Source organism: Roseovarius sp. MBR-78, from assembly GCF_040547535.1.
Classification (GTDB): Bacteria; Pseudomonadota; Alphaproteobacteria; order Rhodobacterales; family Rhodobacteraceae; genus Roseovarius.
Window position 1 is genome coordinate 201,713 of sequence record NZ_JBEPPX010000001.1, and the last position, 19,470, is coordinate 221,182.

The window sequence follows — 19,470 nt, forward strand, 5'->3', positions numbered from 1 at the left end:
CCTGAGGGCCGTGGGCGCGGGAGGGCGCGGTGGTGCGACTTGGACGCGGGCGATGATCTGGCGGGCGAGTTGATGCGCGCGATGCGCCGGCCCCTGCGCGACCGGCTCTGCAATCGCGCGCTCTCAGAGGCCAAAAGGTGCTGACGCGCGCTCACATTCGCGTGGGATGGGCTGGCTCCGCGTCACCGCGGCAGGCATGATCGCGGCATTCTTTCCCGCGCGACGAGGTGCCGCACATGACCCGCTTCCTGAGCCTTCTGGCCGCTGTCCTGCTTCTGGCCGGGCTGGCCCATGCCAATCCGGCCGCGTGGCGGCACGAATGGCCCGACACGGATTTCACCAGGACCACCATCACCGACTGGTCCGAGATCATGTCGGGCGGCCCGCCCAAGGACGGCATCCCGGCGATCGACAATCCGCGCTTCCTGCGCGCCGGGGACAAGCGCGGCATCAACGGCAGCGAGCCGGTCATCACCGTCGAGATCGAGGGCGAGACCCCGCGCGCCTACCCGCTCCGCTATCTCATCTGGCATGAGATCGTGAATGACCGCGTGGGCGGTATCCCGCTGGCCGTCACCTATTGCCCGCTGTGCAATTCCGGCATCACCTTTGACCGGCGGGTGCAGGGCCGGGTGCTAAGCTTTGGCGTCTCGGGCAAGCTGCGCCATTCCGATATGGTGATGTATGACCGCCAGACCCAAAGCTGGTGGCAGCAGGCGGTGGGGCAGGGCATCGTCGGCGCGATGACCGGGGTGAAACTGCGGCAATTGCCAAGCTGGATGGAAAGCTGGGATCAGTTTCGCGCGCGCAACCCGCAGGGCCTGGTCATGGCAGAGCCGTCCTTTGATCGCGCCTACGGGCGCAATCCCTATGTCGGCTATGACACCAACGAGCGCCCGTTTCTCTATCGCGGCGAGAACCCGCCGCATGGCATATCGCCGGTGGCGCGCGTGGTGCGGGTGGGCAACCGGGCCTGGCCGCTTACGCGGATTAGGGCCGAGGGCGGCGTGAGCGAGGCGGGCCTGCGCATCTCGTGGGAGCGCGGGCAGGCCTCGGCGATGGATCACGGCACCATCTCACGCGGCCGCGACGTGGGCAGCGTGCGGGTGCGCGACGCGCAGGGGCGCGACGTGGCCCATGACGTGATGTTCGCCTTCGCCTTTCACGCATTCTGGCCCGAGGGCACCTGGATGCTGCGATAAAGCGTCTTAGCCGACCCTCGGTCACAGGTGATCGCGGGGCGGTTGGTCTTATGGAACGGCTTGGTGTTTGATGGAGGCGAGTAGGAGAATCGAACTCCTGTACACGGATTTGCAATCCGCTGCGTAACCACTCCGCCAACTCGCCTTTTCAAGTGCTTGGCCGTGTGTCGTGGTCGTCTGCCACACCGCCTGACGCAATTTCTATTTCCGTTCCGTTCTGTTCGCAAGGGCAGAATCCCGCATCTTCCCCGCAGCGGCGGGGCTTTCTCGGCTCAGCCCGCGCGGGCGGCCTCGATGAAGGCGCGGATGCGCGCGGCATCCTTCTGACCCGGCGCCGCCTCCACCCCCGAGGACACATCCACCTGCCGCGCGCCGGTGCGCGCCACCGCCTGCGCCACGTTCTCGGGCGTCAATCCGCCCGCCAACAGCCACGGCAAGGGCCAGTCGCGCCCCTCGATCAGCCGCCAGTCAAAGGCCAGCGCATTGCCGCCGGGGCGGGTGGCACCGGGCGGCGGCTTGGCGTCGATGAGCAGTTGATCGGCCACGCCAGCATAGGCGTCGATGGCCGCAAGATCCCCCGCACCTGCCACGCCGATGGCCTTCATCACCGGCAGGCCATATCGCGCCTTGACCTGCGCCACCCGTTCCGGGCTTTCGTCCCCGTGCAGTTGCAGCATGTCGAGCGGCACGGCGGCGCAGAGCGCATCGAGCGCCGCATCCTCAGCATCCACCGTCAGCGCCACCTTGGCCACGCCCGGCGGCACCTCGATGGCCAGCGCGCGCGCCGCCTTGATCCCGACATGGCGCGGCGATCTCTCGAAAAAGACGAATCCCACATAGGCAGCGCCCGCCGCCACGGCGGCGGCCACGTCGCGCGCCTCGGTGAGGCCGCAAATCTTTACGCGGATGTCGCGGGGCATGACCGCTCAGCTTGCCTCGTCGAGAAGCGCCAGCACCTCGTCGCTCTCGCGGGTGTCGCGCTTCTTGAGGCGCGCCACTTCGGCGCGCAGGCTGGCCAGCTCGCGCGCCTGGCGCGCGGCGGCGATGCGTTCGCCCGCCTCGCGAATCCACTCCCAGACAAAACCGACGACAAGACCGGCGAGAATCCCGCCGAAGATCACCACGAAGAGCGGAAGATCATAGGTCGGGTTGAGCGCGGCAAACCCTGCAAGCTCGTCAGGCAGCACCCGAAGCGTGACCGTGCCGCGATTGGCCAGCGCGATCAGCACCAGCGCGAGCGCGAAAATGGCGATGGAGACGTAGCGGATATATTTCATGACTTACTTGCCGTTCAGCCGGTCGCGCAAAAGCTTGCCGGTCTTGAAAAACGGGACGTGTTTTTCCTCGACCTCGACGCTTTCGCCGGTGCGCGGGTTGCGCCCGATACGCGCGTCGCGTTTTTTCACCGAGAACGCGCCGAAGCCGCGCAATTCCACCCGGTTGCCGCCGGCAAGCGCGTCGGTGATTTCGTTGAAGATCGTGTTCACGATCCGCTCCACATCGCGGTGAACAAGATGCGGATTGTCGTCGGCGATCTTCTGGATCAGTTCCGATCGGATCATCGGTATCCCCCCCCGAGGTTGAAGTTTGGCCCTCACCTTTGGACCGACTATAGACAGATTGCCGCGAAACCCAAACAGAAAGCCACCGCCAACCGGCGGATAAGGCTTAAAAATTCACGTCCCCAGTGCTTTGACCGCCGCTCGCGGGCGGCGCGCTGCGACTGTGGGCCGCCGGGGCGGCACCGGGGGCGGGCGTGATTCGGGGGGCAGGCGATGGACATTTGCCTGCCCGCCCCTCATGGTGCGCGCCTCAGCCGGGACAGGGGGCGGTGACGGGCATGACAGTCGAGATCGAGATCGGCACGGGCGACATCAAGGCCCCGCGGCAGGGTGGCATGGCGGCGCAGCCATGACGGCGCTGACGCTTGCGCGCGCCGATGATCTCGACCGGCTGTTGCCGATGGTGGCCGCGCGCCGCGCCGAGGCGGGGCAGGCGGCAGAGGCGGCAGCCATGCGCGCCGCGCTTGCCCCCCTGCTTGACGGCACGCCCCACGGCGCGGTCTATCTCATCGGCCCTCCGCGCGCGCCCATCGGCTATGTAGCGCTGTCCTTTGGCTGGTCGCTGGCGGCGGGCGGGCTGACCGGGCGCATCGAGGAAATGCATATCCGCCGCGCCGTGCGCGGTCGCGGCATCGGTGCCGAGGTGCTGGGCAGCCTGCCGCGCGCATTGGCGGGGGCGGGGCTCTGCGCGCTCGATATCGAGATCGGGCGCGACGATGCACGCGCCCGCTCGCTGCTTTCGCGCCAGCATTTTGCCGCTTGCGATGATCGGCTGACCTTGCGTCTCGCGCTGCGCCGGTAACGCCGTTCAGGGCTGGATCAGGCGCACCCCGTCCATCTGCGCGATCTCGGCCACATCCTCGTCATAGAGCGCGCTCAGCGTGGCGATCATGCCCGCGTCCCATTCCGGCACGTCCAACTCTTCCTCGATTGCCGCCTCGTCGGCGAACTTGTCGAGAAACGCCGCCACCACGCGGGCCTTCTGCGCCTCGGTCAGGCCGGGGCGGCCCTGCATATAGACGGTGAACCGCTGGTATCCCGCCGGTGTCATGATCTCGGACAACAGCGCGAATTCGCCCGCGAGCGGCACGCCGTCCTCGACCCCGGCCATCGCGCGCAGGATCTGCGACCAGATCAGCGGCGTATCCTCGTTGCACCACACCGTGACCGGGATATCGGGCAGGGCGGTGCGGATGCGCGCGATCATCTCGGACCAGCGCAGATGCACCGGATCGTCGCCGCGCAAGAGCTCCGTCACCGTGGAAAACGGCGTATCGGGCAAGAGCGCGGGCAACAGCGTCGCCGGGTTGCGCAGCCCGATGAAAAGCCCGATCCCGTCGGGCGCGAATATCTCGTCGAGACAGGCCAGCCGCGCCTCTGCCGCCGGGTAGAAGCGCGCGCCGCCGATGGACATCTTGGGCGTGCCGAAAAAGCCGTGATTGTCGAGCACCAGCCGCGCGGTGTCTTCCGGCGTGCCGGTGGCGGCCATTACCGTGTCGCGGGCGTTTTCGGGCAAGGCAGTCTTTTGCGCGGTACGCATCAGGTCGCGCAGGAGCCGCCGATAACTCTCGGGCTCTGGCACATGGGTGCCGCGCGGGGCCAGCGCCTCGGCATTGTCACGCAAACAGGCGATGAGCCTGTCCTCGTCGGTCATATGTGCGCCTGCATGGATAACGACCTGCATTCCTCGCCTCTGCCTCTCACGGGAGTTTGCGCCACTATAGGCGCTTTGCGGCGGAGGAAAACCGCAATCGTAACCCCCGCGCCGCTTGCCCGACCGCGCGATTGCGATTATGGAGCGTCGCAATGCCGCGTTAGCTCAGCTGGTAGAGCAGCGCTCTTGTAAAGCGAAGGTCGGGGGTTCGATTCCCTCACGCGGCACCACAATTATCCCTCTAATAAGCTGATATTAAACGGTTTTAATGCGGAGGATTGTGCCCACGTATCCACACCCGTATACACGCGGAGATGAGGATATGCGGAGCTTTTCAGTGAAACACGTCAAGATAGATGCGCGGAATGGGCATTACGTCTACCGCCGCCGGGTGCCGAAGGGTCTCAAGGGGCTGGTCATGAAAACTGAATTCATAAAGACAGTTGGGCACACAGAGGCGGAGGCGCTTGCCAACTATGGCAACTATCACCAGCGGGTTGAGCACATGATCGCGCTGGGGCGGGGCGGCGTCGCGGGCCTAAGCCCACGGGAAGAACAGGACCGGCTCAAGGCGCTGCTACTGGAATGGGATGCAGACCCCCACGGCCCCGGACGGGACGACAACGAGCGGACGTGGCGGGGAGAGGCAGCGGACAAGCTGGTGGCCCCATACCAAGACCCGCGCACAGGGGAATATGAGGGGGTGCCGGAGCGCGATGCCGCGATTGCGGGGGCGCTGACGGTGGGCGTGCCCAAAGAAGCCCCCCAGCCCACCATAACGGACGCCTTCCGGTTCTATCTCGAAGAGAAGGACCACCCCCAACCCGAGAAGCACAAGAAGCTGGTGCAGCGGCTTCGGAGGGCGGAGCGGAGGCTTATTGAGGCGGTGGGCGGCGATAAGCAGGTGGCGGAACTGACCCGACAGGACGCCCGCACATGGCGCGACAGGCGGCTTAAGACGGGGGTGGCGGTGACGACGGTGAAGCGCGAGAAAAACGACCTTAGTGCGGTGATCGGGCTGGCGCAGAAGGAACTGGACGCGGGCGGAGATAATCCGTTCCGGGAACTGGGGATGCCAAAGGTAACCAATAGCCGCCAAGCGGAGCGCGAGGCGTTGCCCCCCGAGGTAATCAGCGGGGTCTATGAGGCCCTCGACAAGAGCCACAGGGACCTTTTGCAAATCTGGACGCTACTGGACTTCACCGGGGCGAGGCCGTCCGAGATACGGCAACTCTTGGCGGGCGAGGTCGTCTTGGACCACGCACACCCCCACGCCATAATCCATGAGCGGGCGGATAGGTCACTGAAAACTTCATGGTCTACCCGCACTGTGCCGCTGGTGGGGGAGGCTCTTAAGGTGGTCCAAAGGCTGGTCAAGGGGGTGAACGACCCCAAGGCGCAGCTATTCCCGAGGTTCTATGGCGATGGCGGGATGGATGACCTATCGAAAGCCCTGAACCGCAGGGTCCGCAAGCTGACCAAGAACCCCAAGCACGTCACCTACAGCCTGCGTCACAACATGAAAGACAGGCTCAGGGCGGCGGAGATTTACCCCGATACCCAACAGGCCATTCAGGGGCACGCCTACGCGGGTGGAGAGGCGGCATACTACGGGGGGCCTGTATCGCTTCAACGCAAGCAAGAGGCGCTAGAGAAGGCCCTCAGGGGCTACAGAGGGACGGGGGGCGATGGGGAAGCTTAGCGACATTTTTGGGGCCGAACTTCTGAAACCCTACCCCGCTACAGACGTGGGCGCGGACTTCCCCCCATGCCCGTCCCGGTGCGGAGAGAGGCCACGGGGGGCAGAGCGGCCCAGCGCCTCGGGGTCTTTGCCTGTGGATGATGATGATGGTGGCCACCTTTGATCACGGCAGGGGGGGTGCTTTTGTTTTGTCCGTTAGGGTATAGCCCAAAGGACACTTGGAAAGTGACCGAAAGGGTGTCCGTAGGGGTTGACTTTAATCAACGGACATGCCCATCAGGGGACATAACCCAAACGGACACCCTGAGAGGCCACCATGACACAGACCATCTTCTACGCCCGCGTATCGACCGTTGACCAGCACCTTGACCACCAGATCACACAGGCGCGGGCGGCGGGCTTCACCGTTGACGAGGTGATCGCGGATCACGGGGTGTCAGGCGTGGCCGTCCCCCTTGCGGAGAGGCCAGAGGGGCGGCGGCTTTTCGACAAGCTGCGGCGCGGGGATACGCTCTTGGTGCGCTGGGTGGACCGGCTGGGGCGCAACTATCAGGACGTGACGGACACCATCCGCCATTTCATGCGGCAAGGGGTCGTGATCAAGACGGTGATCAACGGTCTTACCTTTGACGGGGCCACCAAAGACCCCATGCAGGAGGCCGTGAGGGACGCCCTGATAGCGTTCATGGCCGCGACCGCACAGGCGCAGGCAGAGGCCACCAAGGAGGCCCAGAAGGCGGGGATTGAAGCCGCCAAGGCCGATGGGCAACGCTATCGGGGCAAGAAGCCCACCTATGATCGCGAGGGCCTCGGGGTGGTGCAGGACATGCTCGCGGTGGGGGCAGGCACATCCGAGATCGCCAAGGCGGTGGGCGTGTCCCGGCAGACGGTCCTGCGGATCAAGGCCGATCCGGCATCAGCAGAGGCGGCACTGGCACGCTGGGGGATGTAAGAGGCCACCACGGGGGCTGTAGGGGGCCGCACAGGGCCGATAACGCCGTGGGCAGGGAGGGTAGCCCAGCGCAAGGTGGAAGCCTGCGGGCGTCTCTGTGGCCCTGTGTGCCTATATCTGTGTCGGACGATTGCCGGGGCGGGGAGGCCGGGGGATGGCCGGGGGCTGGGTTGCCCTATTGAAGGTAAGCCATACCGGCCCCCTCAAAAGCAACCTTGGAAGGACCCGACATGGAGACGCCCAGCGCAACACTTGACAGGCTCAGATTGGAAAAGGCGGCCAACCCTCAACCGCCCAACAGGACACCCGAACGCCTTCACCTGAGAGAAATCGCGATAGAACCGGCGGTCTTTCAAGTGAGGGCGGATGGGCTGGACATGGAGCGGGTCGCGGAGATCGCGGGGAACGTTTCGGCCCCATGCCTTGATGAGCCGATACACCTCTGGTGGAGCGGTAAGCGATGGATTGTGATAGACGGACACCACCGCCTAGCAGCCCACAAGCTGGCACAGGAGCGCGGCGGCGAAAGCCGCAAGGTGGCCGTGAAGGCGCACCCCGCAATGTCCCTTGAGGAGGCCATTGGCGCAGCATCCCTCATCAACGCCCGCGAGAAAGTCGCGATCACTCGTGAGGAGCGGGGGGAGGCGGCGTGGCGTTTGGTTTGTTGCGGCACCGGCTCGATCAAGGATCAAGCGGCATGGTCGGGCACCAGCAAAAGTCAAATCTCCATCATGCGGGGCGTATTTGAGCGCGAGCGAGCTAGGCGCATCCCTCAGGGGACCCTAATAGACCGGGGATGGGACTGGGCGCGGCGGCGTGACAGGGGTGAGGATCGCCGCGAGTTTCACCCCGATATGATCGAGACACAGGCGCGGGAATGGGCGACGAAACTTGGGAGAATGCTGGGCGGGCAGAGAATGGCGAAAAGCCCCGAGGCGTTGGCACGGGCGTTAGAAATCATTTCACCCGAACTGCCTTCCAACTTGATCCAAACGGAAGCCTTTTGGGCTGCCCTTGATGGAGCGGGTCGGGCACTCTTGTTGGAAGTCGATAGCGAAGACGCAGGGGGCCTTGAGGGGGACATTGATGTGGGTTTCTGAATGATGATGATGCTTCACTGACCTTGCCGGGAACCTGCCCAGCTACCCCCAAAGCTTTGGGCACCCAATTGGGGAGGCGGAAAGCCCCCTTGCTAGCCGGGAAGATGCCGTGTAAGTGATGGGAGGAAAAGGGTTTTCCCACTTGTGGGATGATCCCGAAGGCCCCCTTTCAGCGTGACCCGAAAGGAACGGCCCATGTATCGACTTTCTATCCAGTATTCCCCGCTGATCGCAGGTGAGCGCAAGCTGTCCCTGATCAAGATCGAAAGCGCCCATTACGAGGGGTGGGTGGCCCGCCTAGGGGCAACCCTTTGGATCGCAGAGCGGAGGCGCAAGCGGGCCTTGTGAGGTCCCGAGGGGGCGGTGTCGGCGATGCCGCCCCCAAGGCCAGCCCGCCACGGGGCGGCGAGAGGCTGTATCCACATTTCCCTACACAATCCGGCACGGGGCCTGTATTATGCCTTTGAAATCAAAGGGCAAGGATACGGGGACACCCCCTCACGCGGCACCAAAATCCTCACCGGGATTGACCGGGGAGCCGCAAGACGGTCCTACGGTTTTGTCACCCCGTCCTTCGTGATCGCCGGAAAACGGCTGTATTGGCTTACAGGTCGGCGTGGTATTCCTCGATCAGGTGGCGGACGACGGCGCGCAGCGCGGCTTCGTCATCCGCGCCCCCGGCGCGCGCGGTGTCGCACACGGCGCGCTGTCGCTCGGCGCTGGTGCCGGTCTCGACCATGTCGCGGATGCGGGCCACCTCTGGCAGGGATGAGAAGAATTCGGCATCCTCGGCCACCAGATCGACGATTTCCGCCGCCAGTTCCGCCATCGGCACGATCTCGCCGCGGCCAAGGTCAATCAGCCCCTCGGATGTGCCATAGCGCTGCGCGCGCCAGCGGTTCTCGCTGACGAGAAAGGCATCGTAGATGCGCCAGCGCTGGTTGCGAATGGCCAGCCGCCACAGCATCCGCGCCAGCGCCTGCGTCAGCGCCGCCAGCGTCAGCGCATCCTCGAGCCGGGGCTGCACGTCGCAGATGCGCGATTCCAGCGTGGGAAAGCGCGACGAGGGCCGCAAATCCCACCAGATCTTGCTGGCATCCTCGATCACGCCCATATCCACCAGCACCTGCACCGAGCGCTCGAAACTGCCGAAACTCTCCATCCGGGGTGGCAGGCCGGTGCGCGGCAGGTTGTCAAAGACGGTGAGCCGATAGCTCGCCAGCCCGGTATCGTGGCCCTGCCAGAACGGCGACGAGGCGCTGAGTGCCAGAAGATGCGGCAGGAAATAGCCAAGCTGGTTCATCAGGTCGATGCGCCGGTCGGGCGGCTCGATCCCGACATGGACATGCATCCCGCAGATCAGCATCCGCCGCACCACCCCGGCCAGATCGTGATCGAGCGCGTTGTAGCGCTCTTTGTCGGTATGGGTCTGGTTGCGCCAATCGGCGAACGGGTGGCACGAGGCGGCGATGGGGGCGAGGTTATGGGCGCGGGCGTGGCGCGCCACGGTGCTGCGCAGGCGCTTCAGGTCGTCGCGCGCCTCGGCAATGGTGTGGCAGACGCGGCTGCCGATCTCGATCTGGCAGTTGAGGAATTCCGGGCTGACCTGCCCTTGCAGATCCTGAGCACAGGCCTGCATCAGCGCCTCGGGTGCGGGGGCAAGCGCGAGGCTGTCGAGATCGACGAGAAGGTATTCCTCCTCGATGCCGATGGTGAACTCGGGGTGGGTGATCGCCATGCCGGGCCTCCGCTGTCACATCCCCCCAGCAAACACCGCGCAGGCCGCAGCGCCAAGCATAAATTCGGCGCTGCGTCTTCTTGGTGGAAATACTCCGGGGGGTTACGGGGGGCTGGCCCCCCGTTTCCCGGCCTCTGCGATCAGTCCATCGCCTTGAAGTTGAACTCGCCGCCTTCCTTGATCCCCGAGGGCCAGCGCGCCGTCACGGTCTTGGTGCGGGTGTAGAACTTGAACGCGTCCGGCCCGTGCTGGTTGAGATCGCCAAAGCCCGATTTCTTCCAGCCGCCGAAGGTGTGATAGGCGAGCGGCACCGGAATTGGCACGTTGATGCCGACCATGCCCACGTTGATGCGCGCGGCGAAATCGCGCGCGGCGTCACCGTCGCGGGTAAAGATCGCGGTGCCGTTGCCGTATTCGTGGTCCATCGCCAGTTTCACGGCCTCCTCGTAGCTGCCCGCGCGCACTGTGGACAGGACCGGCCCGAAAATCTCCTGCTTGTAGATGTCCATATCCGGCGTCACGCGGTCAAAGAGGTGCGCCCCGACGAAAAAGCCATCTTCGTAGCCCTGCAATTTGAAATCGCGCCCGTCGACGACCAGTTCGGCACCCTGCGCGATGCCGGATTCCACCAGGCCGAGGATGCGTTGCTTGGCCTCCGCCGTCACGACGGGGCCGTAATCCACGTCATTGCCAGCGGTGTAGGGGCCAACTTTCAGCTTCTCGATGCGCGGCACCAGCTTCTCGATCAGGCGGTCGGCGGTCTCATCGCCCACCGGCACGGCCACGGAAATCGCCATGCAGCGCTCGCCCGCCGCCCCGTAACCTGCACCGATCAGGGCATCGGCGGCCTGATCCATATCGGCATCGGGCATGACGATCATGTGGTTCTTCGCGCCGCCAAAGCATTGCACCCGCTTGCCGTTGGAACATCCGCGCCCGTAGATATATTCGGCAATGGGGGTGGAGCCGACAAAGCCGATCGACTGGATCACCTCATCATCGAGGATCGCATCCACCGCCACCTTGTCGCCGTTGACGACCTGAAGCACGCCCTTGGGCAGGCCCGCCTCTTCCATCAACTCGGCCAGCATCAGCGGCACCGAGGGGTCACGCTCGGACGGTTTCAGGATGAAGGCGTTGCCGCAGGCCAGCGCAGGCGCGAACATCCACATCGGGATCATCGCCGGGAAATTGAACGGCGTGATGCCCGCACAAACGCCAAGCGGCTGGCGCATGGAATAGATGTCGATACCGGGGCCCGCGCCATCGGTGAACTCGCCCTTGAGCAGTTGCGGCGCGCCGATGCAGTATTCGACCACCTCAAGCCCGCGCTGCACATCGCCCTTGGCGTCGGGGAAGGTCTTGCCATGCTCGCGCGAGAGCGCCTCGGCCAGCTTGTCCATGTCGCGGTTGAGCAGCCGCACATATTCCATCATTACGCGCGCGCGGCGCTGCGGGTTTATGGCGGCCCATGCGGGCTGTGCGGCCTGCGCTGCGGCCACGGCCTGCGCCATTTCCTCCGGGCTGGCCAGCGGGCAGCGCGCCTGCACCTCGCCGGTGGCGGGGTTGAACACGTCCGAGAAGCGCCCCGATGTGCCTTTGACATGGGTGCCGTTGATGTAATGGGTCAGCTCTTGCATAGTCATCTCCTCCTGAAAATGCGCGTTGTGCTGAGGGTAGTCTTGCAAAACTCATGAGAAAAGAGGCAAGATTCCAATATGGATTTGCATTAATGCAAAGGGGGCAAGGCAGATGATGCCGCATTGGGACGATTTGCGCATCTTTCTGGCGGTGGCGCGCGCCGAGAGCCTGTCGGGCGCAGGGCGCGCGCTGCGGATCGACCCGGCCACCGTGGGCCGCCGCGTGGCCCGGCTCGAAGAGACGCTGGGCGCGCCGCTTTTCGCCAAATCGCCCTTGGGCTATGCGCTGAGCGAGGCGGGCGCGCGGCTCATGCCCCACGCGATCCGCGCCGAACAGGCGATGGAGGCGGCAGCCGGGGACATGGCCGGGCAGGCGGGGGGCCTCTCGGGGCAGATCCGCGTCGGCGCGCCAGATGGCTGCGCCAATTTCGTGCTGCCGCAGGTCTGCGCGGGGATCGCCGCCGAAAACCCCGATCTCGATATCCAGATCGTCGCGCTACCGCGCGTCTTCAACCTGACCCGGCGCGAGGCGGATATGGTGATCGCGGTCAGCCCGCCCACGGCCGGGCGGCTTTCGGTGCAGAAGATCGCCGATTACCACCTGCATCTGGCGGCCTCGCGCGTCTATCTGCGCGCGCATCCGCCGATCGTGAAATTGGAAGACCTGCGCGACCACCGCATCGTCGGCTATATCCCCGACATGATCTTTGACCGCGAGTTGGATTACCTCAGCGAGGCGGGGATCGCGCGGGTGCATCTCGCGTCCAATTCGGTGTCGGTGCAGCTCAACCTCGTGGCGCGGGGGGCGGGCATCGGGGTGCTTCATGATTTCTCGCTGCCGTGGCTGCGGCGGGGGCAGCGGGTGCTGGCGGATCAGTTCTCGCTCACCCGCAGCTTCTATCTCGTGCGTCATGCCGATGACCGGCGGCTGGAGCGGCAGACGCGCTTCGCCGCAGCTCTGGTTGAGGGGCTGCGCGCCGAGGTGGCACGGCTTGAAGGCGCGACTTGACAGAAATTTTATTGTAGCTCACGCTGGCGTTACTGGAATTTAATTTCGGAGGGTCATCGAATGCTCGTTCAGCAGATTCTGAAATCGAAGGGCGATAGCGGCGTGATCACCGTCAAACCCGCAACGCGTGTGTCGGAGGTGGCCAGTATTCTCGCAGAGCGGCGGATCGGCGGCGTGGTTGTGTCCTCGGACGGCGAGCGGCCCGATGGCATCCTGTCGGAGCGCGATATCGTGCGGGCGCTGGCGGTGCGCGGCGCGGGCTGCCTGTCCGAGACGGTGAGCGAGATGATGACGCGCAACCCGGTTTGCTGCACGCGGCAGGACACATCTGACGCGGTGCTGACGCGCATGACCGATGGCCGGTTCCGCCATATGCCGGTGGTGGAGGAGGGCCGCCTTGTCGGCATCGTGACCATCGGCGACGTGGTCAAGGCGCGGCTGGAAGAGCTGTCGATGGAGAAAAGCGCGCTGGAAGGGATGATCATGGGCCACTGAGGGGCTTGCATCCGCGCGCGCAGTATTGTTGCGTGGCGCGGCATTGCAACAACGGAGTGGCCCGATGCGCATCGCCCTTTATCCCGGCACGTTCGACCCGATCACGCTGGGCCATATCGACATCATCCGCCGCGCCGCCGTGCTGGTCGATCGCCTCGTGATCGGCGTGGCGATTAACCGCGACAAGGGGCCGCTTTTCTCGCTGGAGGAGCGCGTGGCGATGATCGAGGCGGAATGCGTGGCGCTCACCGAGGAGACCGGCACCGAGATCGTCGCGCATCCGTTTGACAACCTGCTCATCCACTGCGCGCATGACGTGGGCGCGCAGCTCATCGTGCGCGGGCTGCGCGCGGTGGCGGATTTCGAATATGAATTCCAGATGGTCGGCATGAATCGCGCGCTCGACAACACGGTGGAGACGGTGTTCCTGATGGCCGATGCCGGCCACCAGGCGATCGCGTCGAAACTGGTCAAGGAAATCGCGCGGCTCGGCGGCGATGTGACGCGTTTCGTTACGCCCCCGGTGCGGGTGGCGCTGGCCGGGAAATTCGCCTGAAAGAGGGGGGGGCGGTTGATATGGGTCTGTGTTGCCGCCCTTCGCCCCAGGTGATGAGCCGCGCGGGGGTAGCAGGCGAACGTCCCCTCCACACCCAAACCCCGCCCCACCTCAGGCCAGCATCACCAGCGGGTTTTCGGGATTGCCGACGATCTGTTCCAGCAGCCCCGCGCCTATCGCCCCGACCACAGCGCCTCGTAGACCGCGCCGATGCCGTCTGCCTCGCGGGTGACGCTGTAGCGCTCTACCGCCACCGCGCGGGCCGCGCGCGCCATCGCGTCAAGACGCCCCGCATCATCCAGCAGCGCCGAGACCGCGCCCGCCGCCTCCCTGGTGACCACCCCGGCGCGCCCCCCGTTCGAGAACTCGGCATAATGCCCGGCATCGGTCGCCACGAAGGGCACGCCGCTCGCCATGCCTTCGAGCGGCACCATGCCATAGCCCTCGTAGCGCGGCAGTTGCACGATGAGGCTCAGCGCGGGCATCAGCGCGCAGAGCGCGTCCGCGCCGATCTCGCCCACGAATAGCAGCCGCTCCGACAGCCCCGCCGCCGCCACCTGCGCCTTGAGCCGGTCGAGAAACGCGCGGTCGGCGGGGCCTGCGCGCCCGATCAGCAGCGCGGTGGTGTCGGGGTGGCGCGGCAGCGCCGCGATCATCGCCGCCACGAAGCGGTCGGTGCCCTTTTCCGGGCGGATGCGCCCGATGGTGGCAATGCCCCGCGCGCCGGGATAGCCCGAGGCGCGCCACGCCGCCGCGCGGTCGGGGGCGGGGGCGAAGCGGTCGCAATCCACCCCGTGCGGCACCACCGCGCGGACATGCGGCACGTAACCCGCCGCCGCATCCGTGGTGGCGATCACCGCATCCATCCTTGATATGAGCCAGCGCGGCCAAGCCGAATGGCGGCGCTGCGCGGCGGAGGTAAAGACGATCCGCACCGGCAGCCGCAACACGTCGCGCGCCCAGAGCGCGGCGCGCATCTCGGGGTTGCGGCGCACATGCCAGATCACGAAGGGCCGCCCCGGCGCGGGCGCGCGCGATAGCTGCCGCGCTGCGGCACGGCTGACCGGTGCGGGGCAGCCGGGCAGGGCGACATCCGCAAGCGCCATGTCATAGCGCCCCGCCTGCACCCGCACCACGCCCGCCGCCGTGGCCGAGACACCGGTGAAGTTGCGGTTGAAATTGGTGACGATGAGCTCGGTCATGGGCGGCGGGATCTGGATATTTCTGGCAAGATGAAGCGGAAGGTCATCGCGCCAGCCCCAGCGCGGTGATGAGATCGTCCGTGAGCGCGGCCAGCGCGCCCGCATCCCCGGCGGCGAAGCCGCGCGCCGCCTCGCGCATCGCATCGCGCGTGCGCGCGTCTTGAAGAAGATGCGACAGCGCGGCGGCGAGGTCTGCGCCGTCCGCCACCTCGCGCCCCGCGCCGCAGGCATCGAGCGCCGGGTAGACCTCGGCGAAATTGGCGTAATGTGGCCCGTGAAGGATTGCCGCGCCGGCATGGGCGGGCTCGTAGGGTGTGTGGCCGCCCACCGGCGTGAACGAGCCGCAAATACAGGTGAGCGGGCAGAGCGCATACCAAAGCCCCATCTCGCCCAGCGTATCGGCGAGATAGACCTGCGTTTGGGCCGAGGGCTGCGCCCCGATGCTGCGCCGCGCGCCGTGGAGCCCCCGTGCCGCGATCAACCCCTCCAGCGCCGCGCCGCGTTCGGGGTGGCGCGGCGCGAGGATCAGCAGCGCCTCGGGCAGATGCGCCAGCAGGCGGCTATGGGCGTCGAGCATGATCTCGTCCTCGCCGGGATGGGTCGAGGCCGCGAGCCAGACCGGGCGCGCGCCGATCAGCCCCTCCAGCGCCGCGCGCGCGCCTTGGTCCACCGGCAGCGCGCCCGAGAGCGCCTTGAGATTCGGCCCCTGCCGGGCCAGATCAAGGCCAAGCGCGCGCAGATTGGCCTCGGTGCGCGCGTCCTGGCAATGGATCAGGCGGAAATGCCCCATCAGGTGCCGCGCGGTGCGGCCCGCGCGCGCCCAGCCCCGCGCCGAGCGGTCCGACAGCCGCGCATTCACCAGCGCCAGCGGCACACCCGCGCGCGCGGTTTGGCGCAGCATCTGCGGCCATAGCTCACTCTCGACGAAAATCCCCGCATCGGGCCGCCAATGCCGCAGGAACCGCCCCAGCGCGGGCCGCGTGTCGAGCGGGGCGAACTGGTGGCGGCAGCGCTTTGGCAGGCGGCGGGCAAGCATCGCCGCCGAGGTGGCGGTGCCGGAGGTGATGAGGAATTCGGTGTCGGGCTGGACCGTGCCCCAATGGGCGATGAGCGGCAGCACCGAGGCGGCTTCGCCCATGCTGGCCGCGTGAAACCAGATGAGCCGCCCCTCGGGCCGGGGCTGGGTGGCGTGGCCCAGCCGCTCGGGCCAGCGCGCGGGGTCGGTGCCCTGGGCCTCGAGCTTGCGCCGCATGCCGCGCCAGATCACCGGCCCCAGAAGATCGGCCGCAGCCCCATAGAGCCGCAGGGTCAGGGGCACGCCCGGCCCCGGCATCAGCCGCCGGTATGGCTCATGTGGCGTGACATGCGGCCCTCGACCGACTGGCGCGAATAGTCGAAATCATGGCCCTTGGGTTTCATCGCGATGGCCGCGCGGATGGCCTCTTGCAGCGGGGCATCGTCGCGGGGATGGTTGCGCAGCGGCGCGCGCAGGTCGGCCATGTCCTCCTGTCCGAGGCACATATACAGCTCGCCGGTGCAGGTGAGCCGCACGCGGTTGCAGCTTTCGCAGAAATTATGCGTGAGCGGCGTGATGAAGCCCACCTTCTGCCCGGTCTCTTCCAGCCGCACATAGCGCGCCGGGCCGCCCGAGCGCTCTGCGAGGTCGGTGAGCGTGTAGGCCTCGGCCAGCCGCGCGCGCAGATCGCTCAGCTTCCAGTATTGATCGAGCCGGTCCTCGTTGCCGATATCGCCCATCGGCATGACCTCAATGAAGGTCAGGTCCATGTCGCGGCTCTTGCACCACTCCACCAGCGTGAACAATTCATCCTCGTTGAAGCCCTTGAGCGCCACGGTGTTGATCTTGACGCGAAGCCCTGCCGCCTGCGCGGCGTCGATGCCTTTGAGCACCTGCCGCAGGCGGCCCCAGCGGGTGATTTCGGCGAATTTCGCCTCGTCAAGCGTGTCGAGCGAGATATTCACCCGCCGCACGCCAGCGGCGTATAGATCACCGGCAAAACGCTCAAGTTGGCTGCCATTGGTGGTGAGCGTCAATTCCTTGAGCGTGCCCGCCTCGAGATGCCGGGTCATGGCGTTGAAAAACGTCATGATCCCCTTGCGCACCAGCGGCTCGCCGCCGGTGATGCGCAGCTTTTCCACCCCCAGCCGGATGAAGGTCGAGCACATGCGGTCAAGCTCTTCCAGCGTCAGAAGCTCTTTTTTCGGCAGGAAGGTCATGTTCTCCGACATGCAATAGACGCAGCGAAAATCGCAGCGATCGGTGACGGAGACGCGCAGGTAAGAGATGGCGCGCTGGAACGGGTCTATGAGGGGTGCATCTTGCATGGCAGGAAACTAGGCCCGCGCGTGGCGCGGGGCAAGGGGCATGTTGCGCGTTGCAGCGCGGCGCGGGCTTGGATAGGCTCCGGCGCATGGTCGGGGTGATACGCGTTCTGGGACTGTCTTTGATGCTGGCGGGCTGTGCGCCGGTGGGGCTGCGCGATGCGCCCGCGCCCGAGGCTGTGCCCGAGACAGGGGCCGCGGCGAAGCCCGAAGCCCGCACCCCCGTATCAAGGCGCGGCCTGCCCGGCACCACCATCGCGTCGCTTGGCGATGTGGCGCGACCGGGGCTGTGGCTGCGCACGCCGCTGGTCTCTGCGCCGATGCGGGGCAGGGTGCGCGACCCGCAGACGGGGCGCGCGGTGGTGCTCGATCTCCTCCCGCTCGACGCCGCGCCGGGGGCCGGCAGCCGGATGTCGCTCGGCGCTTACCAAAAGCTGAACCTGCCGCTCACCGCGCTGCCGCAATTGCAGGTATCGGCGGCGCAGTGATCGCCCTCATTCCACCGTCACCGATTTGGCGAGGTTGCGCGGCTGGTCCACATCGGTGCCCTTGGCGATCGCCGTGTGATAGGCGATGAGCTGCGCGGGCAGGGCGTAGAGGATTGGTGCCATCACCGGATCGACGGCAGGTAGCGTAACCGATTGAAACGTGCCCTCGCCCGCCGCCGCCACCCCTTCGGCATCCGAGATCAGCACGATCTGCCCGCCGCGCGCCATCACCTCCTGCATGTTTGACACGGTCTTCTCGAAAAGCGCATCGCAAGGGGCCATGACGATCACTGGCATGGTCTCGTCGATCAGCGCGATGGGGCCGTGCTTCAACTCGCCCGACGCATAGGCTTCGGCATGTATATAGCTGATTTCCTTGAGTTTCAGCGCGCCCTCCAGCGCGAGGGGATACATCAGCCCCCGCCCGAGGAAAAGCGCGCTCTGCGCGCTGGCCAGATCGCGCGCCACCTCGCGGATACCTGCGTCGATCTCCATCGCGGTGTTGAGCGTGGCGGGCAGGCCGCGCAGGGCCGACAGGAGATCGGCCAGCCGCTCGGCCCCCATTTCGCCCCGCGCCCGCGCCGCCTTGAGCGCCAGCAGCAAAAGCACCGTCAACTGGCAGGTGAAGGCCTTGGTCGAGGCCACGCCGATTTCCGCCCCGGCAAGGATCGGCAGGGCAAGATCGCTTTCGCGCGCGATGGAACTGGTCTCGACATTGACAACCGCGAGGATGCTGTCGCCCCGCGCGCGGCAATAGCGCAGCGCGGCGAGCGTGTCGGCAGTCTCGCCCGACTGGCTGACGAAAATTGCCAGCGTGCCGGGGGCAACCGGCGGCTCACGATAGCGGAATTCCGAGGCGATATCGACCTCGACGGGGATTCGCGCCAGGTGCTCGAACCAGTATTTCGCCGTCAGGCAGGCGTAATAGGCGGTGCCACAGGCGACCAGCACGATGCGCTCCACGCCTGTGAAATCCGGTGCGCCCTCTGGCAGGACGATCTCGTTGCCGTCATCGCTGAGGTAATGACGAAGCGCATTGCCGATCACCATGGGCTGTTCGGCGATTTCCTTGGCCATGAAATGGCGGTGCCCGCCCTTGTCCACCCGCGCGCTGTCGATGGCGATCTGCGTGACGGTTCGATTGGCGATCCGCCCCTCGGCATCGGTGATCGTGGCACCGGCGCGTGTCACCACGGCGATATCGCCCTCGTCCAGATAGGTGATCCGGTCGGTCATCGGTGCGAGCGCGATAGCGTCGGAGCCCACGAACATCTCGCCCGCGCCATGACCGATGGCCAGCGGGCTGCCCGCGCGCGCGGCGATCATCAGATCGCCCTCGCCATCGAACAGAAAGAGCAGCGCATAGGCCCCCCGCAGCCGCGCTATGGTGGCGCGGGCGGCGGCCTCTGGCCCCATCCCCTGCGCCATGTGGTGTTGGGTCAGCAGCGCCACGGTCTCGGTATCGGTGTCGGTCTCGTGGCCGATCCCGGCCTCGGCCAGTTCCGTGCGCAATTCGCGGAAATTCTCGATGATGCCGTTATGCACCACGGCGACCGGCCCGGCCTTGTGGGGGTGCGCGTTGGCCTCTGTCGGCGCGCCGTGGGTGGCCCAGCGGGTGTGGCCGATCCCCGCCTTGCCCGCGAGCGGGTGATGCACCAGCAGGTCCGAGAGGTTGAACAGCTTGCCCACGGCGCGGCGGCGATCAAGCCGACCGTCGTTGACAGTGGCAATGCCCGCGCTGTCATAACCGCGATATTCCAGCCGCTTGAGCGCCTCGACGAGCACCGGCGCGGCCTCGTGATCTCCCAGAACGCCAACGATTCCGCACAT

At 66.3% G+C, this 19,470-nt stretch carries 19 protein-coding genes and 2 tRNA genes; 10 read left to right on the forward strand and 11 right to left on the reverse strand.

The annotated features are described in order from the left end of the window. The first annotated feature begins 236 nt into the window (after window positions 1-236). Entirely contained in the window at window positions 237-1,202 is a 966-nt protein-coding gene (locus ABIE58_RS01040) for a DUF3179 domain-containing protein (RefSeq protein ID WP_354542813.1), read from the forward strand. A 71-nt stretch (window positions 1,203-1,273) separates the two neighbouring features. Here ABIE58_RS01040 and ABIE58_RS01045 read toward each other — a convergent pair. From ABIE58_RS01045 to ihfB, 4 genes are all read right to left on the reverse strand, one after another. Next, a tRNA-Cys gene (locus ABIE58_RS01045) sits at window positions 1,274-1,347 on the reverse strand. Window positions 1,348-1,474: 127 nt separating this feature from the next. Beyond that, the gene (locus ABIE58_RS01050; protein WP_354542814.1) at window positions 1,475-2,122 is read right to left on the reverse strand and encodes a phosphoribosylanthranilate isomerase; all 648 of its coding nucleotides are present in this window, start codon (window positions 2,120-2,122) and stop codon (window positions 1,475-1,477) included. A gap of 6 nt (window positions 2,123-2,128) precedes the next feature. Then, window positions 2,129-2,479 (reverse strand): LapA family protein, encoded by a 351-nt coding sequence (locus ABIE58_RS01055; RefSeq protein ID WP_354542815.1) that lies wholly within the window; start codon window positions 2,477-2,479, stop codon window positions 2,129-2,131. Between the two features lie 3 nt (window positions 2,480-2,482). Next, window positions 2,483-2,800, reverse strand: coding sequence for an integration host factor subunit beta (gene ihfB, locus ABIE58_RS01060; protein ID WP_354542816.1), 318 nt, complete (start codon window positions 2,798-2,800; stop codon window positions 2,483-2,485). 313 nt (window positions 2,801-3,113) lie between these two features. Here ihfB and ABIE58_RS01065 point away from each other — a divergent pair, with 313 nt between their 5' ends. Beyond that, window positions 3,114-3,566, forward strand: coding sequence for a GNAT family N-acetyltransferase (locus tag ABIE58_RS01065; RefSeq protein ID WP_354542817.1), 453 nt, complete (start codon window positions 3,114-3,116; stop codon window positions 3,564-3,566). 6 nt (window positions 3,567-3,572) lie between these two features. Here the strand turns inward: ABIE58_RS01065 and ABIE58_RS01070 are convergent, their stop codons facing one another. Then, window positions 3,573-4,448, reverse strand: coding sequence for a hypothetical protein (locus tag ABIE58_RS01070; protein ID WP_354542818.1), 876 nt, complete (start codon window positions 4,446-4,448; stop codon window positions 3,573-3,575). A 124-nt stretch (window positions 4,449-4,572) separates the two neighbouring features. Between ABIE58_RS01070 and ABIE58_RS01075 the strand changes: the two genes are divergently transcribed. From ABIE58_RS01075 to ABIE58_RS01090, 4 genes are all read left to right on the forward strand, one after another. Further along, window positions 4,573-4,648 (forward strand) — tRNA-Thr (locus tag ABIE58_RS01075). 107 nt (window positions 4,649-4,755) lie between these two features. Then, complete coding sequence (locus tag ABIE58_RS01080) at window positions 4,756-6,120, forward strand: site-specific integrase (protein WP_354542819.1); 1,365 nt, start codon at window positions 4,756-4,758, stop codon at window positions 6,118-6,120. A 316-nt stretch (window positions 6,121-6,436) separates the two neighbouring features. Next, entirely contained in the window at window positions 6,437-7,072 is a 636-nt protein-coding gene (locus tag ABIE58_RS01085) for a recombinase family protein (protein ID WP_354542820.1), read from the forward strand. 230 nt (window positions 7,073-7,302) lie between these two features. Continuing rightward, complete coding sequence (locus ABIE58_RS01090) at window positions 7,303-8,172, forward strand: ParB N-terminal domain-containing protein (RefSeq protein WP_354542821.1); 870 nt, start codon at window positions 7,303-7,305, stop codon at window positions 8,170-8,172. Between the two features lie 604 nt (window positions 8,173-8,776). On the opposite strand, the gene ABIE58_RS01095 is transcribed toward ABIE58_RS01090, so the two are convergent. Together ABIE58_RS01095 and ABIE58_RS01100 are read right to left on the reverse strand one after the other, a co-directional pair. Further along, on the reverse strand, window positions 8,777-9,910 hold the full coding sequence (locus ABIE58_RS01095; protein WP_354542822.1) for a carboxylate-amine ligase: 1,134 nt from the start codon (window positions 9,908-9,910) through the stop codon (window positions 8,777-8,779). A 140-nt stretch (window positions 9,911-10,050) separates the two neighbouring features. Continuing rightward, window positions 10,051-11,550 carry a CoA-acylating methylmalonate-semialdehyde dehydrogenase gene (locus tag ABIE58_RS01100; protein ID WP_354542823.1) on the reverse strand — a complete coding sequence of 500 codons (1,500 nt, stop codon included), beginning with the start codon at window positions 11,548-11,550 and terminating at the stop codon, window positions 10,051-10,053. A gap of 112 nt (window positions 11,551-11,662) precedes the next feature. Between ABIE58_RS01100 and ABIE58_RS01105 the strand changes: the two genes are divergently transcribed. From ABIE58_RS01105 to coaD, 3 genes are all read left to right on the forward strand, one after another. Beyond that, entirely contained in the window at window positions 11,663-12,559 is an 897-nt protein-coding gene (locus tag ABIE58_RS01105; RefSeq protein ID WP_354542824.1) for a LysR family transcriptional regulator, read from the forward strand. Window positions 12,560-12,619: 60 nt separating this feature from the next. Next, on the forward strand, window positions 12,620-13,054 hold the full coding sequence (locus tag ABIE58_RS01110; protein ID WP_354542825.1) for a CBS domain-containing protein: 435 nt from the start codon (window positions 12,620-12,622) through the stop codon (window positions 13,052-13,054). 64 nt (window positions 13,055-13,118) lie between these two features. Then, complete coding sequence (coaD, locus tag ABIE58_RS01115) at window positions 13,119-13,610, forward strand: pantetheine-phosphate adenylyltransferase (RefSeq protein ID WP_354542826.1); 492 nt, start codon at window positions 13,119-13,121, stop codon at window positions 13,608-13,610. 173 nt (window positions 13,611-13,783) lie between these two features. Here coaD and ABIE58_RS01120 read toward each other — a convergent pair whose 3' ends face one another. Genes ABIE58_RS01120 through moaA form a run of 3 tightly spaced genes read right to left on the reverse strand, consistent with a single transcriptional unit; the run spans window position 13,784 to window position 17,155 of the window. Continuing rightward, the gene (locus ABIE58_RS01120) at window positions 13,784-14,812 is read right to left on the reverse strand and encodes a glycosyltransferase family 4 protein (protein ID WP_354542827.1); all 1,029 of its coding nucleotides are present in this window, start codon (window positions 14,810-14,812) and stop codon (window positions 13,784-13,786) included. 43 nt (window positions 14,813-14,855) lie between these two features. Beyond that, window positions 14,856-16,130, reverse strand: a complete 1,275-nt coding sequence (locus ABIE58_RS01125) for a 3-deoxy-D-manno-octulosonic acid transferase (protein ID WP_354542828.1) — start codon at window positions 16,128-16,130, stop codon at window positions 14,856-14,858. Between the two features lie 14 nt (window positions 16,131-16,144). After that, window positions 16,145-17,155: a GTP 3',8-cyclase MoaA gene (gene moaA / locus ABIE58_RS01130; protein ID WP_354542829.1), complete on the reverse strand. Its 1,011-nt coding sequence runs from the start codon at window positions 17,153-17,155 to the stop codon at window positions 16,145-16,147. An 86-nt stretch (window positions 17,156-17,241) separates the two neighbouring features. On the opposite strand from moaA, the gene ABIE58_RS01135 reads away from it, so the two are divergent. Beyond that, the gene (locus ABIE58_RS01135) at window positions 17,242-17,640 is read left to right on the forward strand and encodes a hypothetical protein (protein WP_354542830.1); all 399 of its coding nucleotides are present in this window, start codon (window positions 17,242-17,244) and stop codon (window positions 17,638-17,640) included. 6 nt (window positions 17,641-17,646) lie between these two features. Here the strand turns inward: ABIE58_RS01135 and glmS are convergent, their stop codons facing one another. After that, complete coding sequence (gene glmS, locus ABIE58_RS01140; RefSeq protein ID WP_354542831.1) at window positions 17,647-19,470, reverse strand: glutamine--fructose-6-phosphate transaminase (isomerizing); 1,824 nt, start codon at window positions 19,468-19,470, stop codon at window positions 17,647-17,649.